The following is a 20,652-nucleotide window of genomic DNA, read 5'->3' as shown; positions in this document are numbered from 1 at the left end:
CGATCAGAACGTCGCGGCGTTGGCGCCGTCCACGGCGGTGTAGATTCCGGCGCTCTCGATCACGGCCGCGCCCATTCGAGCCAACTCTTCCTGGGCGAACGTGTTCATTGCCAGCGTTTCCACGCCCTCGGCGGCGAACGCGACCGCCGCCTGCGCCGACACTTCGTCGGCACCGGCCGGCACCAGCGCGGTCACCGCAGCACCCGCCGTCGTGCCCGCGGCGAGGCCCCGGGTGCCGTTAGCCACCACCTGTGCCCCGACTCCCACGGCGCCAGGATTGTGCATCAACGGTTCCATTTGCAGATCTCCTCGTCGGTCATGAATTCAATGCGTATGAACTTGTGCACACTCGGACACCGCTGTCCGCCAGCCAGGAACCGGTCCCCCGACCTCTTTGCTATCGCATCGCCACTGAATTTGCTGGCGCGTCTCGAATCATCTTAAGGGCGGTCCGGGGGTGCTCGTTACACAACTTCTTCTGGGGGGTCCACATAAGCCGCCTGGATGACCTCCTTCCCATCCGGTGAGACCAGAAATCCCTGGCCGGGGGGACGGCGCTTGAGCCGGACCTCACTCGAGGGAAACTCCTGTTTCTCCCCCGACAAGAACAGCGTCGGAGATCCGGCGCCGTACGCGGCTCCGACGAACTTGTCCATGGTGGCGCGGTGCGCCTGACTCATCTGGCAGGTGACGATGATGTGCAGGCCGATATCGGCGGCCGCGGGCAACAGCGGGAACAACGGAGCCATCGGCGGCACCACACCGCTGGCGGCGACGATCATGTGCCAGTCGTCGACCAGCAGCACGACATCCGGCCCGCTCCACCAGGACCGGGCGCGCAACTGGGCCGTGGTGAGGTCCGCAGGCGGAAGGCGGCGCTGCAGGTTGATGGCGAACGCCTTGATCGCCTCTTCCAGGCTCGCGTTGTTGCGGTTGATGGCGCCCGCTGCCAGCAGATGCGACTGCGGCACCGCGTCGAGCAGACCGGACCGGTAGTCGGCCAGCATGAACCGAACTTGGTCCGGGCTGTTGCGAGCGCAAATCGCTTGTGCGACAGCATGTGCGATCCGGGTTTTACCCGACTTGGGGCCACCGAAGATCAACATGTGCGGAGTGGTGTGCATCTGGTTGTAGGCGACACCCATGTCGGATTCGCGCAGTCCCAGCGGGATCGTCCACCGGGTGCGGTAGTCGGCGTCCGGGCCGGGCGGGTTGGGATCCAGGTGGTGCAGGTAGATGCGCTCGGGCAGGACGCGCACCTTGGGCGCCTGGTCGGTGTGCCGCGCTGCGATCACCTGAACCGCGTCGGACATGGCGGTGACGAGGTTGTCGGCGCTGTGCACACCGTCGAGGCGGGGCACCCCGATCATCAAGTGGTGCTTCTCCATCGACACCGCACGGCCCGGTCGGTTGGCCGGTATCTCGCGGGTGATGCGGTCGATCTGGGTCTCATTGACATCGCCCAACCGGAACTCGATCTTCGTGCCCAGGTAGTCGCGCACGCGTGCTTTGAGCTCCGTCCAGCGCGGCGTGGAGATCACCGTGTGCACACCGAATTGCAGGCCCTGGCCGGCGAGATCCTGCACGACGGCCTCGAGGTCGCCGAACTCCGCGACGAACGCCGGCCACCCGTCGATGACCAGGAACACGTCGCCGAACGGATCGGCCGCCAACGGGTGGTTCGCATCGTCGCGCATCTCGCGATACGCCGCCATCGATCCGACGCGGTACTGTTTGAACATCGCTTCGCGTTGCCGCAGAACGCCTTTCATCTCGGCGACGACCCGGTTGACCCGGTCGGGCTCCGAGCGTGTCGCGACGCCGCCGACATGCGGCAGGTCCTCGAGGTAGAGCAGCCCGCCGCCGCCGAGGTCGACACAGTAGAACTGGACCTGCCGGGGCGTATGCGTCGCGGCCGCCGACAGGATCAGCGTCTGCAGGAAGGTGGACTTGCCGGTCTGTGGTGCACCGCCGACGGCGATGTTGCCGCCGGCCGACGAGGTGTCGATGCCCCACACCTCCTGGCGGTGCCGGCGCGGTTCGTCCATGATGCCCAGGCCGAAGCGCAGCGGCTGGCGCTGGTGGTCGTTGGCGATCAGTTCGTTGACCGGTGTCGGATCGGCCAACGGCGGCAACCACATCCGATAGGCGCGGGCTTCGCCGGTGGTGAGCTGGTCCAGCACCACCTCGCGGAGCACCCGCTGGTCCGGTTCGATGCTCATGACCTCACCGCCGTCTCCGGGATCGGCGCCGCGGTGAAAGGACGGATCCGCGGCCGGCTCGGCCGTCTGGCCTGCGGCCTCACTTCCCCGTCGTCCTGTCGCCCCGATGTGGGGACATAGTTGACACCGGTGTAGACGCTGTGGAACTTGACGGGGTCCTCCATGCCGACGCGAAGGAAGCCCACGCCGCTCTCTTTGTTCGTGATGTACTGCGCCTCCGGCGTGCCGATCACGGCTTTCGATTCGGCGGAACTGGTCGTGCGCAACGCGATCCGGTACGTGAGGTTGGGTTCGAGCTTGTCGATGCGCACACCGCCGGTGTTCAGCGACTGCGTCGCCAGCAGCAGGTGCACCCGCAGCGAGCGGCCCACCCGGCAGATCCGGTCGAACAGTGCGATGAAGTCGGGATGGTTCTGCAGCAGCTCGGCGAACTCGTCGACGACGACGAAAAGGGTTGGCAGCGGCGGTAGGTCGGCGCCGCGTTCGCGATGCTTCTCGTACTCGGCGACGCCGGACAGCGCACCGGCCGCGCCGACCTGCATACCGGCCTGGCGCAGGATGGACTGCCTGCGGTCCAGCTCTCCGCTGAGCACCTCGCCCATGCGGCTGACCAGCTCGGCTTCCTCTTCCATGTTCGTCACGACGGCGGCGGTGTGCGGCAGCTTTTCCATACCCAGGAATGTCGAGCCGCCCTTGAAGTCGGTGAGCAGCAGGTTCACCTGGTCGGGGTGGTGGGTGGCGGCCAGCGAGAGGATCAGGGTGCGAAGGAACTCCGACTTCCCGGAACCCGTTGTGCCGATGAGCATCCCGTGCGGGCCGGCGCCGAACTCGGCGCCCTCCTTGATGTCGAGGTACATGATGTCGCCGGTCTTGAGTTCATGGCCGAACGGGATGCGCAACCGGTCGCGGTCGGTGTCGCTGAACATGCGCCACCGTGCCGGGGTCACCTCCTCGATCGACTGTGCCCCGACCAGTTGATGCCACTCGGTGGCGACCTTCTTGTGCACGCGGACGCTCTTGTCGATGATCGTGCCGGTGATCGACCAACCCGCCAGCTTGCGCGCGATGCGGGCGGCCTGGTCCGACGTCAAGTGGTCGACCCTCGAGGTGATCGGCCGGAAGGTCTGATTGGGCAGCCGATCGTCGGCGGTGCCGTCGGCCGCCACGCGGATGCGGTACGCCGATCCTCGGTGGTTGCCGAGCGTGATGACGGTGACGCCGGCCCGGCCGTCGACCGGGAAGCCGGCCTTGCCGCCCGTGAGGTCGAAGACGACGACATAGGGTCCGCTCGGCGCCGCATCGGCGGTGTGGGGGCCGCGTGCGGTCAGGTCGCTCAGGCCGTCGGGCCGGGTGAAGATCATGCGGGTGGGACCCGCGGCGTCCGTGTCGGTCTGATGCTGCAGATGCGGTAACCACTTGAGCCAGGACCAGTTCGGGTCTTCGGGATTGTCGATGAGCACCCGCATCTGCAGGAGGTCCGGCGGGTGGAACACCGCGAGGTGACAGACCATGGCCGTGAGCAGACCCGCCGCGCCGTCGGGATCGCCGCCGATGGCGATGGTCGGAAACGTGCGCAGCTGCAGGAGTTTCGGGCAGTCATGGATGAGTCCGTGGGTGCGCAGGAACTTCGTCACCCACATGTGGCTCACGGGTTCCAGGTGCGGCTGCGGCGCGCCCTGCGGACCCGCCAGTTCTCCGCCGACGGCGGGCTTGAGCAGTCGGTCGACCGCAGGCTCCGTGCCCAGTCCGATTCGGGTCGCGGCGAAGAAGTCGGCGTTGGTCTGCCGGGACCACTGGCGGTTGCCACCGATGAGCGACAGCAGATCCTCTGGGTGCGGCGCGTGATAGTTGAAGAACGTCACCTGAGCGGCCGCCGACGAGGTGACCCGCGTGCGGAGCCCGGCCAGGTAGCGGAGATATTCCTTACGGTCGGCATTGATTTCGGGAACGCGTTTGCCGCCGGGGCCGCCCCCTGCCATGAACCCGACGGTCGCCATGATCATCATCAACGGCATCATCAGCATGTACGGCGAGAGCTGCCGGATGCCGGTGAAGATCATGATCGCGATCATGCCGAGCATGCCGCCGCCCATCACCCACGGCAGCGCCTTCTGGATGCCCGATGGCGGGATCTCGACGCCCAGGTCTTCGGGCGGTGCGACGTTGATCTCACCCGGTGTCAGCCGCGGTCCGCGCTTGATGATCGGGGTGAACTTCTTGGTGGTCATCCGCCGCCTCCGGACGGGGCCGCGGCCGGTTGCGCAGTTGAGTCGCCACCGATCTTTCGCGGGTTGGGGTTCGGGGGCAGGGTGTCGTGTTCGATCAGTGCCGCCTCTTGCGACAGCACCGGACCGTCCACCAGACGTCCCACCACCTGCCACGGCGCGGTGGTCGGACCGGTCAGCCCGAGCGTCTTGCCGGTGTCCTCGTTCGGCAGCCCGTACCGCACACCTTGGGGGTCGATGTAGTAGAGGCTCTCGCCGTACCGCGGATCGGGCGACTGCAACTGGATATACTGACCGCCATCGATGTAAACCGTTGCATCACCGCCGATCTGCTTGATCCCGGTGCCCATCGCCGATGGTGGGATGGGCAGTCGCCGCCCCGCGATCACCGTCGTCTTCGGCGCCTGATCACCGGGCTCCCGCTGCCACGCCCAGCACAACGTCGGGGCGTCATCGCGCAGCAGGATCTCCAAGGGTCTGTCGGGTAGTGGTGAGGCGAAGACGTGTTCGGGGATCCGCGCGACCACACTGGCCTCCACCGACGGCGGTGTGACGAGCCCGAACGAATTCGTCGCGCGCAGCGCAGCGGCGGTGGTGTCGTTGATCTGCGCGACACCGTCGGGCAGCACCACGAAATGCTGTTCACCGTCCTCGGTCAACGCCTTGAACACCGCGCCCACCACGAGGTTGGGCGGCAGCCCGACCGAATTGGGGGCCCCGAAGGACGGGATGTCGGGAAGACGCCACGGACCCGCGTTGGGAAGCGCGTTGAACAGGCCCCGCGAGATCGGCGTCGCCCTCGCCGTCACCGGGATGCCGACCGCCGAGGTGAGCGCGCGATCAGCGAGATCGATGTCGTGTCTGCCGCTTTCGGTCACCAGCCACGTGTCGTTCTCGTAGGAGACCAACATGCCCTGGTCGGGGCGCATCGGGGCGACCGAGGCATCGGCGACCAGGGGCCGCACGATGATCGACGACTCCAGGTTCGGCGCCACGCTCTGCGGCTTGGTGACGGTGTCGCACAGTGTCCACATCGAGTTCGCGGCGCCGACCGGCGTTGCGTAGGGCGCGCCGGGGATCCCGATCGACTGCCCCTTCGGCATGCGGTTCAACTCGTCGGATTTCACCGCCACCGGGGTTCCGGCGTTGCCGAGGACGAGTCGCGCCGACGTCAGGTTGTACACCGGCCGCAACTGACCGCTACCCGGGAGCATCACGTAGAGCTGGTTGGTGCTGCGATCGACGAGAAGCGTGTCGTTCCCTTGCTTCCCGAGCGGTTTGAAGTACGCCAGCAGGGCGGCGCCCAGGCAGATGAGCACCGCGATGACCACGCCCGCGGACACGGCGCGGCTGTAGAACTGCAACGGGTCGTCGAACATCCGGGTGTCCCGGCGCACGATCGCGTGCTCGACGCGGCGCAGCAGGAAGCGCCAACCGCTGACCTGCACCTTGGTGGTGAGCCGGAATCCCGCCATGTCTAGTCGCCGATGCTCAGACGTGCGTGCACCGCGCCGATGGCGGCGGCCATGTCCTCACCGTTGATCTCGCTGAGTTGTTCGTCGCCGAGGCTGTCGATGTCGAGCGAACGGGCCAGCCGCATGTCACGGTTCTGTTCGCCGGCCTCGACCAGCTGGCGGGCGTAGCGGCCGTTGCCCGCGATGTCGAGCGCGGGTTTGCCGTTCAGTGTGCGGCTGCTCAGCAGGGTGGCGGCCTCGAGCACCTGCTTGGCGGCCTGCTCATCCAACGACGAATCATTCGCGCGGGCAATGACTTCGGCGATCTCGACGATCTCGTCGGGGGTGTACGAGTCGAACTCGATACGGGTGGCGAATCTCGAGCGCAGACCGTCGTTCGATTCCAGAAGGCGGTCGATGTCGGCGCTGTAGCCGGCAATGATCACCACCAGCCTGTCCCGGTCGTTCTCCATCCGGGCGAGCAGCGTGTCCAGCGCCTCGGTGCCGAACGGGTCGGCACGGCCGTCGCGTTCCTGCACCAGGGTGTAGGCCTCGTCGATGAACAACACGCCGCCGAGGGCGCGGTCGATGGTGCGGCTGGTCTTGACGGCCGACTGCCCTTCGTACTCGGCGACGAAGTCCTTGCGGGAGGATTCCACGAGTTTGGGTTCGGCGGTGACGCCAAGCCCCGCCAGGATATTGGCGACGACGCGAGCGATCGTTGTCTTCCCCGTGCCGGGCGGTCCCGCGAAGATCATGTGCTTCGACGTCTGCGCGACCTTCATACCGCGCGCCGCGCGGATCTTGGCCATCTGCGTCGCGGCGCGGTAGGCCTCGATCTGCTCCTTCACCCGCGTCAACCCGATCTGGCGATCGAGTTCGGCTTGCGCGTCGGCGAGCAACCGGTCCCGACCGGTCGTGTCGGCCTCGACGCTGCCCGGATCCCACGGATCCCTGCGCGCCGCGATCAGCTCCGCGGTCGTCGTGGTGAGCCGGTATGACGGATCACGGAGCGCTTCAACGACTTTGGGGTCGGGATGGGTGGCCTGCAACCACTCCAGCAGCGCGACCGCCGACTCTTCGTTGCCCTGGCTCCGGCGGGTCATCGCCAGGAACCACGCGATGGCCGGTGCACACGCCTCCCCCGCCGGTGAGGAGTTGGACTCGGTGAGCCGTCGTTCGGCCTCGGTGAACAGCCCGAGGTTGGCCGCCGCGACGCCGTGCGCCACGCCGGCGGCCGCGGCGAGGAACTTGTCCGGCCACGCCGCGGCGCCGCGGACCTGTTCGATCACATCGGTCCAGCGCGCGGCGGCGGCGTAGATCACGGCCCTGATCCAGGACACCAGGTGCTCGGCCCCGGCGGCCGGGGCGTCTTCGAGAGCCTCCATCGCGTCGGCGTAGTTGCCGATCGACGCCTCGTTGGCGGCGAAACCCATGGTGATGGCCAGCGGCGAATTCACCGGGTAGGTGATGTCGCCGAACGGCCCGCCGATCGGCACCCGCGCGTTGAGGCTGTTCATCGAGATCTCGGCCGAGCCGGCGAGCTGACCGAAGTTGGCCCGCGAGTACCACGCGCGGAACAACGTGACCCGGTCGGTGTCGCCGCAACGGATGCGACCCACCCACGCATCACAGGCCGATTCGTCGAAAGTGGTGATCTCCGTGAAGATCTCGAATGCGCGCGCGGGGGTGCTGGCCAACATGCCGACCGCGCTTCCGAACAGGCTGGAGAGGTGCTCAGTCATGGTCACCGGCATATCTTGTCGTGAACACGCGGGTGCGCTCGGCGCGGGCTTGTTCCGGGCTCGGAAGGCCGAGATCACGGGTGAGGAAGTCGCGGGTCGCCGCGTCGTCGTGGCCCTGTTGGCGCATGCCCTCGAGCATGCTGACGTACTGCGCGCTCTTCGCGTCTTGACTGGCGAACCCCGCGATGACGACGACCTCTTCGGCGAGCTTGGCTTCCGTCAGCCCGCTTGCCTTCGGCGACAGCTCGATTCGACTGATCCGGCCGTCGAGGAAGGCGCTGACGGAGACGGTTCCCGGCGGATTGGTCACGGTGACGACGGGCACCGGGGGTTCGGCGCCGCCGGTTCCGGCCGGGCCGTAGACATCCAGTGCATCGAGCACGGAGTCATCGGATACGACCGGCGGGCTGAAATCGAGCGCGGCCAAGTCGTCGCGCTCGTCGTCGGGATGGCGTTCGGACGTCTCATCCACCGTGCGAAGCCTCCGCGGGATCGAGCGTGGCGTGCTCGAACCACGTTCGCGACGGCAGGAATTCGATCAATCCGTCAAGTGCGCGCTGCAGGTTGTCGGTGCTGCCGGGCAGTAAGCTGCCGTACAGTTCACCGCTGACCCGCCGGGGAATCGACACGATCCGCCCGTACTTGGAGTCGAGCACGCCCGCCGCGACGCCGGCTGCGGTGAACGTGCCGCCGGGATGGCGCTCGATCGCGGTGATCTCCGCCCAGCTCGCCGGGTCGGCGATGATCTCGGCGTACGCGCGGGCCGACGAGGGCCCGATTCCGTAGGCGGCGATCTGGTTTGCGTCGCGGCACGCGGCGAGTTTGCTTGCCACGCCCGTCAGCGGTTCGACGTCGGCTGGTGTCGCGGTGCCCAGCACCGTCGCTACCATGCCGGCCAAACCGACCTGGGGAGCCACTCGCTGCAACACAAGCATGTCGCCGTCACGGGCCGCGACGACATGGCGGTCTCCCTTGCGACAGACCACGAACCTGATCAGCTTGCCGCCGACGTCGCGGCGCCACCAGCGAGCTTCCAACGTGCGGTCCGCCCGGCTCAACGTGTCGACCATCGCCGCCACCTCCGGGTGCGGATGACCGAACACGTCGAGCACACCCTGCGCGGACAGGTCGCGGGCGACTTGGTCCCACACGCGGTCGCGCAGTTCGGGCTGGGGGATGTTGGGACGGATGCCCAACGCGGTGGGGAATTCCATCAGGCCAAGCCGGTCGGCGATGACCAGCATGCCGTCGATGGTCACCTCGACGCCCACGACGTCGTCGATGTGCGTGGCTTCCGCGCTCACGGCTGATCCGTCCGCATTTGGGTGCTCAGCGTCGAGGCCGCCGCCTCATCGGCCCGGTCGTAGCGGGCGGCGGCGTCGGTCAGCTCGTCAGACAGCGCGGTCGACGATTCCGCGGCCGCGACGCCCGCGTGGTCTCGCGAGGTCAGGACGGCATCGAGCGCACCGGCGGTCGGCGCCGCGATCGTGCCGTGGGTGTTCGCGATCGCCGCCGGCAGGTCGTCGGCGATACGACTCATCGCCAGCGTGTCGGTGGCCGTGCGGTCATGCCGGGCGGCCAGATCGTCGAGGTGCGCGGCGGAGACCCGCAGATCGTCATCGGACATCGCCGTTCACCCCTTCCCTTCGTCGTGCGGTGACAAGCATCTGCCGGCACCGCCCGTTTGCGCACAGACCGAGAGCCTTTTGCCGCGAACCCCGTCACAAGGCCGGAACCGAATACGCAGGCCCCGTCGCCGCGAGCTAGCGTACCAGCGGTTGAGCACCCCCAAAGTCACCAATTTTCGGCTCCTCGGGGTCCGTCCACGGTCGCGCACAGCGCATCCCAGTTAATGTGCAGGGTTCCATCCCAGCGGCATAAGCGTGCCTATGCCGGTTACAGCTAACTGTGTTGATGCGCTTGGTCACCGTTCAGCCGTGCTGAAGCCGCGAGCAGCCGCTTCCCCCGGCAAGCGCGTGCGACGGCAGCTCGGTCGCTCAAACGTCGGCTCGCGAGGGGTCACCGCGAATCTCGGCCGGTGTTAGCTGAGAGAGCAGACGAGGGGTATCTGGGACCGTGGTTGATACTTGAGCCCGGGGACCGACCGACAACTTCTTTGAGGAGATCGCATTGAGCGAGCGCGATGACGCATTGCGGAAAGAACTCGGCTGGGCGAGCCCCGATGAGTCCGAGCCGGAGCCGCCGCCACCGGCGTCCGAACCCGAGCCGGCGCAGCCGCCGCCACCGGGTTTTCCGGATCCGGAGGCGCCGCGCGCCAGTTTCCGCGAACAGCCGTCCCAATTCGGCCCGCCTCCGGACTCTCTCCGCGACACCGGGCCGGTGCCTGCCGCGCCGCGCCCCGACCCACGGATGTGGGGCCATCCGACCAGACAGCAGCAGCCGCCGCCTCGCCCTCCGCAGCAGCCCGGCCAGCCGACCACTGCCGGTTGGCCGGGACCCGGCCCGCAAGGCCAGGCCGCAGTCCCGCAACCGACGGGCTCCTACGCCGAACGGATCAGGCCCGACGAACTGGTGCCTCCGCGTAAGCCCGCGCCCACCCGTGGGTGGCGGTTCGCCCTCTACCGCGCCACCTTCGGACACCTGAACCTCGGGCCGGGGCCGGACGAGGTGCGCCAGGCCGAGTTGGAGGCGAAGATTCGCGGCGCGCTGCGGGGTCACTACAAGATCGGTGTGATGGGCAAGGGCGGGGTCGGTAAGACGACCGTCTCGGCGAGCATCGGCTCCGTATTCGCCGAGATACGCCAGGACGACCGGGTCGTCGCGATCGACGCCGACACCGCGTTCGGCAAGCTGGGCAGTCGCGTCGACCCCAAGGCGCCGGGCTCGTACTGGGAACTGGCCTCCGACCAGCATCTGGAGACCTTCGCCGACGTCCGCAGCCGAGTCGGAAACAACGCCGCCGGGCTGTTCGTGCTCGCCGGTGAAGGCACGCCCGCGCGCCGCCGCGTGCTCGACCCGGCGATCTACCGGGAAGCCACCTCTCGGCTGGACCGCTACTTCACGATCTCGATCATCGACTGCAGTTCGACGATGGACTCCCCGGTCACCCAGGAGGTGCTTCGCGATCTGGACGCCATGGTCGTGGTGTCCTCACCGTGGGTCGACGGCGCGGCCGTGGCAGGCCAGACACTGGACTGGTTGGCCGCGCGGGGGCTGACGCGACTCCTGCAGCGCACGGTGATCGTGCTCAACGACTCCGACGGGCACGCCGACAAGCGCACGCGTTCGATTCTGGCCCAACAGTTTTCGGGTCAGGGTCAAAGAGTCATCGAGGTTCCGTTCGACGGGCATCTTCGACCAGGCGGTGTCATCAACGGCACATCGGAGATGTCTGTCAAGACCCGGCGGCGGTTTCTCGAGATCGCCGCAGCGCTGGCCGAGCACTTCCCCACCAGCGACGACCGCAGCCGCGAACGCTTCTGATTCGCCGGCTCAACTGAGCTCGTCGACCAGTGCGGCGATCGCCTCGGCGGCCACCGCGGGAATCTGCTCTCCTGCCTCGGCGTGCGCGATGTCGTCGTCGGAAACCCCTGCCGCCTGGGCGGTTTCGGCGATGGTGAGGTTCGCCCGGCGTCGGGCGGCGTAGAGGCGCTGACCGAGTGTCGCGCCCGCGGATCGCGCCGCGCGCAGCATCAGCTCGTCGTAGCGCGTCCGCACCGCGCTCAACGCCTTGATCAGCGGCGGAGTCACCCTGCCGATCCGCGCCGCCCGCGCCGCCACTGCCTCCAGCTGACGCAGGTCGGCCAGGATCTTCGCCGCCTTGGCGCCGAACTCGGGATCCGAGGATTCCGGTAGCGCCGCGATGGCCGAGTCGAACGTCCTCGCGGCGGTGATCACCGCCTCGGCGATCAACGGCACCTCGTCGCTGCGCGGCGTCCCCGCGGGCCGCTGCCCCTCGCCGACCGGTTCTCCCCGGCGGAGCCCGGCGATCGTGCCGGGCGGCCACCGCAGCACTTCTTCGAGCTTTGCTCGAGTCCGCTGCCGCGGCCAGCTTCGGCCCTTCTCGAAGGCGATCAGGGCACCGGCGTTGATGATGCCGTCCGCCGCGAGGCTGCGTTGGCTGATGTTGAGTTCGCGACGTCGGGCCGCGGCGGCCGCGCCCGCTCGAACCATGCCGGGATCGAGCGCCTCGGTCGATCCGTCGATCGACTCCGGATTGGTCATGGGCGCGGCGGGTCCTCGATGGCGGGGATGAGAAGTCGCCGTAATCGTATCCCCCGTTATGTTGCGCGCTACGGCTTGGGGCGGCGTGGCGGCTGGAAAATCGTATCGACGCTGCGGTTCCAGCCTGTCTGCGGCGGCCCGCGCTACGTCTTTCCAGTGGCGTTCTGCCGCGTTATTGGCTGGTCAGCGCATCGTCTATGCACCGTGGCGCAGCGCGGCCGACTTTAACTGTTGCGTCGCTACGGTTTGTGCGCTACGTTTTCGGCATCGCAGCCGACGGGCCGCACACAGCGCAGAGGAGCATCACGAATGAACACGACTGAATGGGACGAGACGCCCGTCGGTGCCTGCACCCGGGATCCGGAGCGGTGGACCACATCGGCCGACGAGCAGGCGAAGGCCATTTGCCGCGCATGCCCCCGCCGCTGGCTCTGCGCCCGTGAGGCCTGCGAGCTACCGCGCGCCGAGGGCCTGTGGGCCGGGATCTTCGTACCCGAGGCGGGACGTGGCCGCACGTTTGCTCTGCGGCAGCTGCGGTCGTTGGCAGAACAGCACGGCCACCCCGTGCGGGCTCGCCGGTTCTACGCGGAATCGGCCTGAGGGCGGATCGGCCCGCCGCCGGATCGGGGGGTCGGCGGCGGGTTCGACCGTCAACCGGAATATCTCTGGTGAGCGCGCGGTTGATGGATGCGACGGTGCCGGGCATGCCCCGGGCCCCAATCGCAATCGTCGCTTCGAGCGACCACTCGCCGAGAGGCGCAGGCGGCACCGTCCCCTTCTTCTGCCCTACCAGGTGTCGACGAACCGTCGGCCCTGACCGCGGGGCGCGTGCGCCGTGGCCGCGGTCAGCGCATTGATCACGACGTCGCGGGTTTCGGCCGGGTCGATCACGTCGTCGATCTCGAACAGCGCAGCGGCGTTGAGCGCCTTGGCGTTATCCTGCGCGGCCGCCGTCGCCTGCCGGACCCGTTCCTCACGCTCGTCCTCGTCGGCGATCGCTTCCAGTTCCTTGCGCATTCCCAGCCGGACCGCGCCCTCCAGTCCCATCGGTCCCAGGTGCGCCCCCGGCCACGCCACCGTCAGCGCCGGTTCGTGCAGGCTGCCGCCGGTCATGGCCTGCGCGCCCAGTCCGTAACCCCGCCGCAGGATCACCGCGATCAGCGGCACCTCGAGCGCCGCGCCCGCCACCAGCATCCGCGACGCGCGGCGCACCAGCGCCTCGGACTCGGCCGCCGGACCGACCATGTAGCCCGGGCAGTCGACCAGGGAGAGCACGGGTAGCCCGAACGCATCGCACAACTGCAGGAAGCGGGCCGCCTTGTCGGCGGCGGCGGCCCTGATCGCGCCCGCCATCACCATCGTGTTGTTCGCGATGATCCCGACTGCGCGGCCGCCGATGCGGCCCAGTGCCGTCACCATCTCGGGTGCGAACTTCGTGCGCAGGAACGTCACCGTGCCCTCATCGGCCAGCGTCTCGATGATCGGGGCAACCTGGTAAGCGCGGCGGGCACGCTCGGGAACGACTGTGCGCAAACGTGTTTGGTCCGCGACCGGACCCGGTTCGGTCGGGCCTTGAAAGTAGCCGAGCAGCCGCTTTGTCACCGCGACCGCTTCGGCCTCATCGGCAACGACGACGTCGACCACACCGTTGGGGGACTGCACGCTGATCGGTCCCACCTCGTCGGGCGGCACCTCACCGAGCCCGCCGCCCGCGATCATCGCGGGCCCGCCCATACCGATCGACGTGTTCTCCGTCGCCACGATGAGGTCCGAACATCCGGCGATGACGGCGTTGCCCGCGAAGCAGCGGCCATGGACGACGGCGATGCGCGGCACCACGCCCGACAGCGCCGCCCACAGCTTGAACGCACGCGCATCGAGCGAGGACACCGCCGGATAGTCGGTGTCGCCGGGCCGCCCGCCGCCGCCCTCGGCGAAGAACACCGTCGGCAGCCGCATCCGCTCGATCAGCTCGAACAACCGGTCCTTCTTGCGGTGCCCCAGCGCGCCCTGCGTGCCGGCCAACACCGTGTAGTCGTAGGACAGCACCGCGCACGCGCTGCGCTCGGGACCGAACAGATCGCCGTTGATCCGCGCCGTCCCGGCGACCAGACCGTCGGCGGGGGTGCGCGCGATCAGGTCCTCGAGATCGCGCCGGCGACGCTGCGCCGCGATCGCGAACCGTCCGTACTCCACGAACGAGCCCTCGTCGACGAGGTCGGCGATGTTCTCCCGAGCGGTCCTGGCGTTCGCCTCGTGTCGCCTGGCGACGGCATCCGGCCGCGACGCGTCCGCGGTGAGTTCGCGGCGCCGCAAGAGCTCGGCATGGTCGTCGCGCACCGACTCGTCACCCACGGCGTCCGATGCTAATCACGAGCCGTCGACCCGAGTTATCCACAGGCGCTTCCCGCAGCACCGAGAACTGTCGCCCGCCGCGCTTAGCGTGCCGGTATGACGAACTGGATCAACACAGTGAGCCGTGACCACGTCGAACTCGGCGTCCGCGGCCGCTTCACACAGGCGAATCACGGCAAACCGACGATGCTGCGCAGGATGGCGCGCGGCGATTGGGTCGTCTTCTACTCCCCACGCACCATCTACCCCGACGGCGAGCCGCTGCAGGCGTTCACCGCGATCGGACAGATCGCCGACGACGAGCCCTACCTCGACGCGGCACCGGAGGCCGAACGGTGGCGGCGCAACGTCGACTTCCTCGAGTGCACCCAAACCCCGATCCGTCCGCTCATCGAGCACTTGGACTTCATCGAGGACAAGTCGCGGTGGGGGTACAAGTTCCGCTTCGGGTTGTTCAAGATCGGCGACGCCGACCTGGAGGTGATCCGTTCGGCGATGACGGGATCGTGTTGAGGCCTACTGTGAGGTGATGAGCAACACCGACCCGGCGCCTGCCGAAGTCACCTGTGCGGCAGTCCCGTTCGCGGGTGTGCTGCATCCGCGGGAGGTGCCGCTGGGTGGGCCGCGGGGGATCCGGGTGCGGCGGACGCTGCCACAGCGGGAGCGATCGCTGATCGGTGCGTGGTGCTTCGCCGACCACTACGGTCCGCACGACGTGCGCGGCGGGACGGGAATGGATGTGCCGCCCCATCCGCACACCGGGCTGCAGACCGTCAGCTGGTTGTTCAGCGGCGAGGTCGAACACCGCGACAGCGGCGGCGCTCACGCGCTGGTGCGGCCCGGCGAGCTCAACCTGATGACGGCCGGAGCGGGTATCTGCCACTCGGAGGTGTCGACGAGCGCCACCACGATCCTGCACGGTGTGCAGCTGTGGGTGGCTCTGCCCGACGAGGCGCGCGACACCGCGCGCGGCTTCGAACACTTCGTCCCTGCGCCGCACGCAGTCGGGGACGCGACGCTGAGGGTGTTCATCGGCGAGCTCGAGGCCCAGCGCTCCCCCGTCGAGACGTTCACACCGCTGCTCGGCGCACAGGTCGACCTCGAACCCGGGGCGGACGTGACGCTGGAGGTCGATTCGACTTTCGAGCACGGCGTCCTGCTCGATCACGGCGACGTCGCCGTCAACGGCACCGCGCTCGAGGTCGCCGATCTGGCGTTCCAGGCGGCCGGGGCCGAGAGGTTGCATCTGGCAAACCGCGGCAGCGGGCCCGCGCGGCTGGTGCTGCTCGGCGGGCCGCCGTTTCCCGAAGAACTGGTCATGTGGTGGAACTTCGTCGGCCGCAGCCACGACGACATCGCGACGTACCGCAGACAGTGGGAGGACGGCGACGAGCGGTTCGGCGCCGTGCAGGGCTACCGCGGCGCCGTGACGCGGCTACCCGCTCCCCCGCTGCCCAACGCGACATTGCGTCCGCGGCGGAACCCGGGGGTATAGAGACACCATGACGACCGACAAAACCGGCGCGCCCACCGAGGTCACCGCCGAAGCCGACCGCTACACCATCTCCGTCGACGGCAAGAGCGTCGGAATCGCCGAGTTCGCCGACCGAGACTGTCAGCGGGTGTTCACCCACACCGAGGTCGACAGCGACTTCGAGGGCCGCGGCCTGGCGACGATCCTGATCGGGGAGGCGTTGCAGAAGACCCGCGACGACGGGCTGCGCATCGTGCCCGTCTGCAAGATGGTGGCGTCCTACGTCGAGAAGCACGACGAGTTCTCCGACGTCGTCGATCCGGTTTCCGACGACGTCGAGCAGTGGCTGGCGAATCGTTAGTTCGACTACCCCGCTATCGTCTTCGCGATGGCGACGGCGTTCTTCACCCCGGATGGTGATGCGTTCGTGCCCACGCCGATGGCGCGGGGCCCGTGGGGACAGACGATCAGCGGCAACTACGCCGGCGGTCTGCTCGGGCACGTGCTCGAACGCGATGCCGGCGACCCGGATTTCCAGCCGGCCCGCCTGACCGTCGACCTGTTCCGCCCGGCCGCACTGGCAGCGGTCCGGGTGGAGACCGCCGTCGTCCGGCAGGGCCGCCGCCTCAAGCTGGTCGATGCACTGATGACGCAGGGCGACACGGCCGTCGCCCGGGCAACCGCGCTGTTCCTTCGCCGCGGAGAGCAGCCCGCCGACGACGTCTGGACGTCGCCGGTCAGCATGCCTGCGCCGCCACCCACACCGGATCCCATCCCCCGCGAACTGTCGACGCTGGTGTGGACCTATGGGCGGGACGAGCGCGAACCCGGGCCCGGCGAGGGCCTGGCCAACTGGCAGCATTCGGGTCCGAAACACTTGTGGGTCCGCGACTTTCGGCCGCTGGTGGCCGGCGTGGACCTGACGCCGTTCACCCGCGCCGCAATGGCAGGCGACATGGTCAGCTCGTTGACACATTTCGGGCCCAGCGGCCTGCAGTGGATCAACGCCGACTACACCCTGACGTTGTCGCGCCTGCCGAAGGGGCCCTATCTCGGGCTGGCCGCGCTGACGCAATTCAGCGACGCGGGTGTGGCCACCGGCACCGCGACCATCGTCGACGAGTTCGGGCCGATCGGCAGCGGCGTGGCCAACGCGCTGGCGAACCCCGGCTTCACCCCGCCCCGCATGTAGTCCGCCAACGAGAAACACCCCGCGGTTTCCCGCGGGGTGCTTCCGGTGCCATCCAAAAGGTCAGCTGATGCCAACGACCTCCTGAGCGATGTCGGCCAGGCGTGTCTGCGCCGCCGACACCAGCCGCTGGCGGTTCTTGTGCATCTCCTCGTAGGCGATGATCGTGCGGATGTCGGACGGATCGTCGAGATCCTTCACCGCGGCCACCGCGTCGCTGAGGTTGAGGTCGTCGTACCCGGCGATCGGCAGCTCGTCGGCGTCGACCACACCGCTCTGGGCACGCGCCTTGTGCAGCGCATCGGCCGCGTCGTCGGCACCTTCGCGGCGGACAACCCTCTCCGCGCTGCGCAGGGCACCGTCGCGCGACGCCCCGAGCGCCTTGAGGGTGATCTCGCTGGCGCGCTGGGCGCGCTCGCGCAGGTCATCGACGGCCGGGCCGGCCGACCGCAGCAGCTCCGCGAGCCGCTCGACCGACTGCGCCGACCACTGTCCGGGCAGGTTGACCAGCTTCACCGCGGTACCCGCAGCGGCCTGCAGCGGCGTGCGCTGCAGCGCGGCCGGGCCGCCGAGTGCATCCTCGGCCAGCACCGTGGTCAGCCAGTTCACCGTCGCCGAATGCGCGGTGATCAGGCGATCGGCGAGGTCCTGGACAGCCGGTTCCTTGGCAGCGACCGCGAGCGCCTTGACGTAACGGGCGCGGTCGAGCAGCTGATCCTCGAGCGCCAGGTCGCCCAGCAGCGCCTCATCGAACGGCTGTGCCTGTTCGGTGAGCGCCTTCACCGCGGCGGCGGCGCGGCCCAGGAACGGGCCGATCGTGTCGGGGAAGCCACCCAGATCGCGGATCGCCTTCTCGATCGCCTCGGCGCGAATCCGGCCGTTCTCGGCGTTCTGCGTCAGTTCGCGACGCACCGCCTCGGTACGGGCCTGTGCGATCCGGGTCTCGGCGACCTGGATCTCGGTATGCGTCAGGTCAAGGATCGTGCGCAACTGCGCGATCAGTGTGGTTTTGGTGGTAGTCATAGATTTTCGCCCCTTAAGCGTTGACGGTTTGGGTCGGCGCTGGGGTGCACCTGTCCAGTTGGCTACCCGGTGTGCGGGGGAAGCCGAACGCCTTCGGGGTGTGAGATGGATCGCAGTCGGCGTGTCGTCAGCGCGGCTGCAGGATGACCACCGGAATCTCGCGGTCGGCCCACGACTGGTAGGTGTCGAAGTCGGCGTAGGCCTCGACCAGCTTCGGCCACAACCGCGCCTTTTGCTCGGGCGTCGCGGTCACGGCGCGCACGGCCCGGCGGTCCGAACCGATCTCGATGTAGGCCTCGGGGTTGGCCACCAGGTTGCGGTACCACTGCGGATCGGTGTCGCGGCCGCCCTGGGACGCCACGACGATCACGTCGTCACCGTCGTGGATGTACACCAGCGGCGACACCAGCCGTCTGCCGGATTTGCGCCCGATGTGCTCGAGCAGCAGCGTCGGTACGGGCTTCTTGAAACCCGCGCCCACCCGCCATGTCGCGCCGATCTTCCCGCCCGAGCGGCGGTACACCCACACGTGGGCTTTGCCGGCGTACTTCATGATCTTCGTGACGACGGGCGAGTTCAGCTGCTTGGGCTTGTTGTTCGGGTCCATGGGATCAACCTAGGTACTGCGCCGTGCTGCCACCCAGCGGCATCGCGGGCATACCGAGCTTGCGATGGTCCCAGCTGCGGGTGCGCAGCGGCACCACCCGTACACAGATGCGGTTGTTCATCATCTGGTCGACGAACGGGCGCATGTCCTCGGAGTACGGTCCGGTGTAGCGCTCCCAGACGCTGATACCTACGCGCAGAACGGTTTCCGGATCGTCGACGATCTCGGCCCTGCCGTCGATGGACACGCCGCGCAGCGTGTCGTAGGTGTGGCCGTCCTCGATCATCACCGTGACCGTCGGGTTGCGCCGCAGGTTGACCGCCTTCTGCGACTTGGCCTTCGTCTCGAACCAGATCTCGCCGTCGAGCACGGCGTACCACATCGCGACCAGGTGGGGCCGCCCGTCGGGCAGCACCGTGGCCATCGTGGCGGTGCGACTGCGTTCGATGAATTCGGCGACCTCGTCGTCGGACATGACGATCTTCGCGCGTTCGTTCTTGCCCACGGCCCGATCTTGTCAGGTCGCGGGGGCGACGACCGCCACCGGGATGGGGTTGAGCGTGGCTAGCTCATCAGCATGATGTACTGCGCGGCCGTCATCTGTTGGGCCGCAAGCAGAGTCGGGGCACTGGTCTCGATGGTGTATTGGTCGGCGGTGGCCAGGCAGTAGAAGGCGCCCTCGTTCGTCCGCAGGCAGCGGCTGCCGGGCATGTCCGGAACCGGGTTGGCCGGTTTGGCCGTCGCCGACACCTCCTCGGCGAACTCCTCGACCACACCTTCGGCGCCTGCGCCGTCCTTGGTTTCGTAGACGGTCGTCCCCGCCATCGCGACCAGGTCGACGCCGGTGTCCGAGAACAGCTTGGCCGAGCGCACCGGGTCGGACTGGAAGTGCAGCGCGCCCCGCCGTTCGTAAGTCCCGCCCTTGGTGAACGTCGGATCGCGGCCGTCGAGTGGGAGCGTGCGGGCCAACAGGCCGGTCGGATCGATCGAGATGTCGGCCAGCTCGCTGGGGTCGGTGGCGCGGAACTTGTCGATCTGCGGCGCCTGCAGGTCGAGGCTCTCGGTCACCAGCCGGGCGGCGGCGTCGATGCCGGCGGTCGCCTGGGCCAACTGCATCAGTACGTAGGGTCCGTGGGCGGTGAACGACCGCACCGCACCGAATTTCCCGATGTTGCGATCGGTGCCGGTGTGACTGCTGGCGCGCGCCTCGGGATGGCCGGGGATTTCCAGCTTCGGTGACGGCCCGTCGGTGCCCTGCGGCTGCGATACCGCGTCGCCCATGTCGTCGGCCGCGGCTTGGGCAGCGCGATCGTCGGCGAAGCGCAGCACCGCGTTGAGCAGTATCTGCTTGTTCTTCTCGGTGCGCGTCGTGGCGAAGCCGGTGACGAAGTCGTGCCGGGCCGCGGCCGCGGCGATGTTCATCGGGCCGATCATGGCCAGCGCCTCGGCGCGGGGCAGCACCATCGCGCCCAGGCCGAACCACTCCGTCAGCGCCTCGTCGACCTCCCACGGGCCGATGACGTGGTTGGCCAGTCGCTGGCCCTCGAGCACGACGCCGAGCATCGGGTCACCCGCGACGCCCAGCGGATCCCGCGGCGCCGTGGGAAACCGGCCCGGGTCCAACCGGTCGAAATCCAGCGCGGGCCCACCGACGGCCCTGACCGCGGATCCCTCGATGGTCGATGTGCACGCCGTGGCAAGCAGCGCGACGACAGAGATGAGCGCAAGGATCGCGTTCCGCATGTCTGTGGAAAGTACCCGCGCCGGGTCGGCCGGAGATTCAGGCGTGCCGACGCCGCGGCGGACGTCATAGAAATGAGACGAGCCACCGAAATCCGGTGGCTCGTCTTCATTTTGTGGGCGAAGGGGGACTTGAACCCCCACGTCCCGAAGGACACTGGCACCTGAAGCCAGCGCGTCTGCCATTCCGCCACTCGCCCCAACAACCGGGGGAGCCTATCACGCACAACACCCGGCTCCCCAACCGTACCGGCTGCCTCCTGGCGGCGTTCGGCCGATCGTGATCCGGGGTCCTGAGCTGCGGCGATCCGATTCTCAGAGTTCTGTTGGTCCCGCTGTCGGGCGCTCGGCCGATACCATGCACGTGAACAATGTGGCCAGCCGACACGCTGGCTCCCGTCGCGGTGAGCAGGGCCGACGGATGACGACCGAG

At 68.4% G+C, this 20,652-nt stretch carries 20 protein-coding genes and 1 tRNA gene; 6 read left to right on the top strand and 15 right to left on the bottom strand.

Annotated elements, in window-relative coordinates; translation table 11 throughout:
- Window positions 1-3: 3 nt before the first annotated feature.
- The 8 genes from RMCN_RS08695 to RMCN_RS08660 form a co-directional block, all read right to left on the bottom strand.
- Window positions 4-297, bottom strand: a complete 294-nt coding sequence (locus RMCN_RS08695; RefSeq protein ID WP_064401019.1) for a PE family protein — start codon at window positions 295-297, stop codon at window positions 4-6.
- A 167-nt stretch (window positions 298-464) separates the two neighbouring features.
- Window positions 465-2,222, bottom strand: a complete 1,758-nt coding sequence (gene eccCb, locus RMCN_RS08690) for a type VII secretion protein EccCb (protein ID WP_067388420.1) — start codon at window positions 2,220-2,222, stop codon at window positions 465-467.
- Complete coding sequence (eccCa, locus tag RMCN_RS08685) at window positions 2,219-4,450, bottom strand: type VII secretion protein EccCa (protein ID WP_067388418.1); 2,232 nt, start codon at window positions 4,448-4,450, stop codon at window positions 2,219-2,221. The genes eccCb and eccCa overlap by 4 nt, the downstream gene beginning before the upstream one ends.
- Complete coding sequence (gene eccB / locus RMCN_RS08680) at window positions 4,447-5,922, bottom strand: type VII secretion protein EccB (RefSeq protein ID WP_067388416.1); 1,476 nt, start codon at window positions 5,920-5,922, stop codon at window positions 4,447-4,449. The genes eccCa and eccB overlap by 4 nt, the downstream gene beginning before the upstream one ends.
- 2 nt (window positions 5,923-5,924) lie before the next feature.
- Window positions 5,925-7,646 carry a type VII secretion AAA-ATPase EccA gene (gene eccA / locus RMCN_RS08675; RefSeq protein WP_067388772.1) on the bottom strand — a complete coding sequence of 574 codons (1,722 nt, stop codon included), beginning with the start codon at window positions 7,644-7,646 and terminating at the stop codon, window positions 5,925-5,927.
- Window positions 7,639-8,118, bottom strand: a complete 480-nt coding sequence (locus tag RMCN_RS08670; protein ID WP_067388414.1) for a secretion protein EspD — start codon at window positions 8,116-8,118, stop codon at window positions 7,639-7,641. Before RMCN_RS08670 ends, eccA begins: the two co-directional genes overlap by 8 nt.
- Window positions 8,111-8,890, bottom strand: coding sequence for an ESX secretion-associated protein EspG (locus tag RMCN_RS08665; RefSeq protein WP_110765800.1), 780 nt, complete (start codon window positions 8,888-8,890; stop codon window positions 8,111-8,113). Before RMCN_RS08665 ends, RMCN_RS08670 begins: the two co-directional genes overlap by 8 nt.
- 56 nt (window positions 8,891-8,946) lie before the next feature.
- Window positions 8,947-9,273: a type VII secretion target gene (locus RMCN_RS08660; RefSeq protein WP_067388410.1), complete on the bottom strand. Its 327-nt coding sequence runs from the start codon at window positions 9,271-9,273 to the stop codon at window positions 8,947-8,949.
- A 503-nt stretch (window positions 9,274-9,776) separates the two neighbouring features.
- Here RMCN_RS08660 and RMCN_RS08655 point away from each other — a divergent pair.
- Window positions 9,777-11,090: a MinD/ParA family ATP-binding protein gene (locus RMCN_RS08655; RefSeq protein WP_067388408.1), complete on the top strand. Its 1,314-nt coding sequence runs from the start codon at window positions 9,777-9,779 to the stop codon at window positions 11,088-11,090.
- 9 nt (window positions 11,091-11,099) lie between these two features.
- Here the strand turns inward: RMCN_RS08655 and RMCN_RS08650 are convergent, their stop codons facing one another.
- Window positions 11,100-11,831: a helix-turn-helix domain-containing protein gene (locus RMCN_RS08650; protein ID WP_067388406.1), complete on the bottom strand. Its 732-nt coding sequence runs from the start codon at window positions 11,829-11,831 to the stop codon at window positions 11,100-11,102.
- A gap of 309 nt (window positions 11,832-12,140) precedes the next feature.
- Between RMCN_RS08650 and RMCN_RS08645 the strand changes: the two genes are divergently transcribed.
- Window positions 12,141-12,431, top strand: coding sequence for a WhiB family transcriptional regulator (locus RMCN_RS08645; RefSeq protein ID WP_064348537.1), 291 nt, complete (start codon window positions 12,141-12,143; stop codon window positions 12,429-12,431).
- 186 nt (window positions 12,432-12,617) lie between these two features.
- Here the strand turns inward: RMCN_RS08645 and RMCN_RS08640 are convergent, their stop codons facing one another.
- Window positions 12,618-14,186, bottom strand: a complete 1,569-nt coding sequence (locus RMCN_RS08640; RefSeq protein ID WP_067388404.1) for an acyl-CoA carboxylase subunit beta — start codon at window positions 14,184-14,186, stop codon at window positions 12,618-12,620.
- Between the two features lie 96 nt (window positions 14,187-14,282).
- On the opposite strand from RMCN_RS08640, the gene RMCN_RS08635 reads away from it, so the two are divergent.
- Genes RMCN_RS08635 through RMCN_RS08620 form a run of 4 tightly spaced genes read left to right on the top strand, consistent with a single transcriptional unit; the run spans window position 14,283 to window position 16,852 of the window.
- Window positions 14,283-14,699: an EVE domain-containing protein gene (locus tag RMCN_RS08635; protein WP_064412985.1), complete on the top strand. Its 417-nt coding sequence runs from the start codon at window positions 14,283-14,285 to the stop codon at window positions 14,697-14,699.
- Between the two features lie 16 nt (window positions 14,700-14,715).
- Window positions 14,716-15,681, top strand: a complete 966-nt coding sequence (locus RMCN_RS08630) for a pirin family protein (protein ID WP_067388770.1) — start codon at window positions 14,716-14,718, stop codon at window positions 15,679-15,681.
- Window positions 15,682-15,688: 7 nt separating this feature from the next.
- Complete coding sequence (locus RMCN_RS08625) at window positions 15,689-16,021, top strand: GNAT family N-acetyltransferase (RefSeq protein ID WP_064412983.1); 333 nt, start codon at window positions 15,689-15,691, stop codon at window positions 16,019-16,021.
- 27 nt (window positions 16,022-16,048) lie between these two features.
- Window positions 16,049-16,852 (top strand): acyl-CoA thioesterase domain-containing protein, encoded by an 804-nt coding sequence (locus tag RMCN_RS08620; RefSeq protein ID WP_067388402.1) that lies wholly within the window; start codon window positions 16,049-16,051, stop codon window positions 16,850-16,852.
- Between the two features lie 60 nt (window positions 16,853-16,912).
- Here RMCN_RS08620 and RMCN_RS08615 read toward each other — a convergent pair whose 3' ends face one another.
- The 5 genes from RMCN_RS08615 to RMCN_RS08595 all read right to left on the bottom strand — a co-directional run bounded on the left by RMCN_RS08615 (window position 16,913) and on the right by RMCN_RS08595 (window position 20,419).
- Window positions 16,913-17,872: a coiled-coil domain-containing protein gene (locus tag RMCN_RS08615; RefSeq protein ID WP_067388400.1), complete on the bottom strand. Its 960-nt coding sequence runs from the start codon at window positions 17,870-17,872 to the stop codon at window positions 16,913-16,915.
- Window positions 17,873-17,999: 127 nt separating this feature from the next.
- Entirely contained in the window at window positions 18,000-18,479 is a 480-nt protein-coding gene (locus RMCN_RS08610) for a nitroreductase family deazaflavin-dependent oxidoreductase (RefSeq protein WP_064412980.1), read from the bottom strand.
- Window positions 18,480-18,483: 4 nt separating this feature from the next.
- Complete coding sequence (locus RMCN_RS08605; RefSeq protein ID WP_064412979.1) at window positions 18,484-18,984, bottom strand: pyridoxamine 5'-phosphate oxidase family protein; 501 nt, start codon at window positions 18,982-18,984, stop codon at window positions 18,484-18,486.
- A 59-nt stretch (window positions 18,985-19,043) separates the two neighbouring features.
- Window positions 19,044-20,222: a DUF7373 family lipoprotein gene (locus RMCN_RS08600; RefSeq protein WP_067388398.1), complete on the bottom strand. Its 1,179-nt coding sequence runs from the start codon at window positions 20,220-20,222 to the stop codon at window positions 19,044-19,046.
- Between the two features lie 114 nt (window positions 20,223-20,336).
- A tRNA-Leu gene (locus RMCN_RS08595) sits at window positions 20,337-20,419 on the bottom strand.
- Window positions 20,420-20,652: the final 233 nt, after the last annotated feature.

The organism is Mycolicibacterium novocastrense, assembly GCF_001570485.1.
Taxonomy (GTDB): domain Bacteria; phylum Actinomycetota; class Actinomycetes; order Mycobacteriales; family Mycobacteriaceae; genus Mycobacterium; species Mycobacterium novocastrense.
This window is presented reverse-complemented; position numbering and strand designations above follow the sequence as displayed.

Coding starts and splice junctions, on each gene's coding strand:
- RMCN_RS08695 (WP_064401019.1), bottom strand. CDS start 297: ATGGAACCGTTGATGCACAATCCTGGCGCCGTGGGAGTCGGGGCACAG.
- eccCb (WP_067388420.1), bottom strand. CDS start 2,222: ATGAGCATCGAACCGGACCAGCGGGTGCTCCGCGAGGTGGTGCTGGAC.
- eccCa (WP_067388418.1), bottom strand. CDS start 4,450: ATGACCACCAAGAAGTTCACCCCGATCATCAAGCGCGGACCGCGGCTG.
- eccB (WP_067388416.1), bottom strand. CDS start 5,922: ATGGCGGGATTCCGGCTCACCACCAAGGTGCAGGTCAGCGGTTGGCGC.
- eccA (WP_067388772.1), bottom strand. CDS start 7,646: ATGACTGAGCACCTCTCCAGCCTGTTCGGAAGCGCGGTCGGCATGTTG.
- RMCN_RS08665 (WP_110765800.1), bottom strand. CDS start 8,890: ATGCTGGTCATCGCCGACCGGCTTGGCCTGATGGAATTCCCCACCGCG.
- RMCN_RS08660 (WP_067388410.1), bottom strand. CDS start 9,273: ATGTCCGATGACGATCTGCGGGTCTCCGCCGCGCACCTCGACGATCTG.
- RMCN_RS08650 (WP_067388406.1), bottom strand. CDS start 11,831: ATGACCAATCCGGAGTCGATCGACGGATCGACCGAGGCGCTCGATCCC.
- RMCN_RS08645 (WP_064348537.1), top strand. CDS start 12,141: ATGAACACGACTGAATGGGACGAGACGCCCGTCGGTGCCTGCACCCGG.
- RMCN_RS08635 (WP_064412985.1), top strand. CDS start 14,283: ATGACGAACTGGATCAACACAGTGAGCCGTGACCACGTCGAACTCGGC.
- RMCN_RS08630 (WP_067388770.1), top strand. CDS start 14,716: ATGAGCAACACCGACCCGGCGCCTGCCGAAGTCACCTGTGCGGCAGTC.
- RMCN_RS08625 (WP_064412983.1), top strand. CDS start 15,689: ATGACGACCGACAAAACCGGCGCGCCCACCGAGGTCACCGCCGAAGCC.
- RMCN_RS08620 (WP_067388402.1), top strand. CDS start 16,049: ATGGCGACGGCGTTCTTCACCCCGGATGGTGATGCGTTCGTGCCCACG.
- RMCN_RS08615 (WP_067388400.1), bottom strand. CDS start 17,872: ATGACTACCACCAAAACCACACTGATCGCGCAGTTGCGCACGATCCTT.
- RMCN_RS08610 (WP_064412980.1), bottom strand. CDS start 18,479: ATGGACCCGAACAACAAGCCCAAGCAGCTGAACTCGCCCGTCGTCACG.
- RMCN_RS08600 (WP_067388398.1), bottom strand. CDS start 20,222: ATGCGGAACGCGATCCTTGCGCTCATCTCTGTCGTCGCGCTGCTTGCC.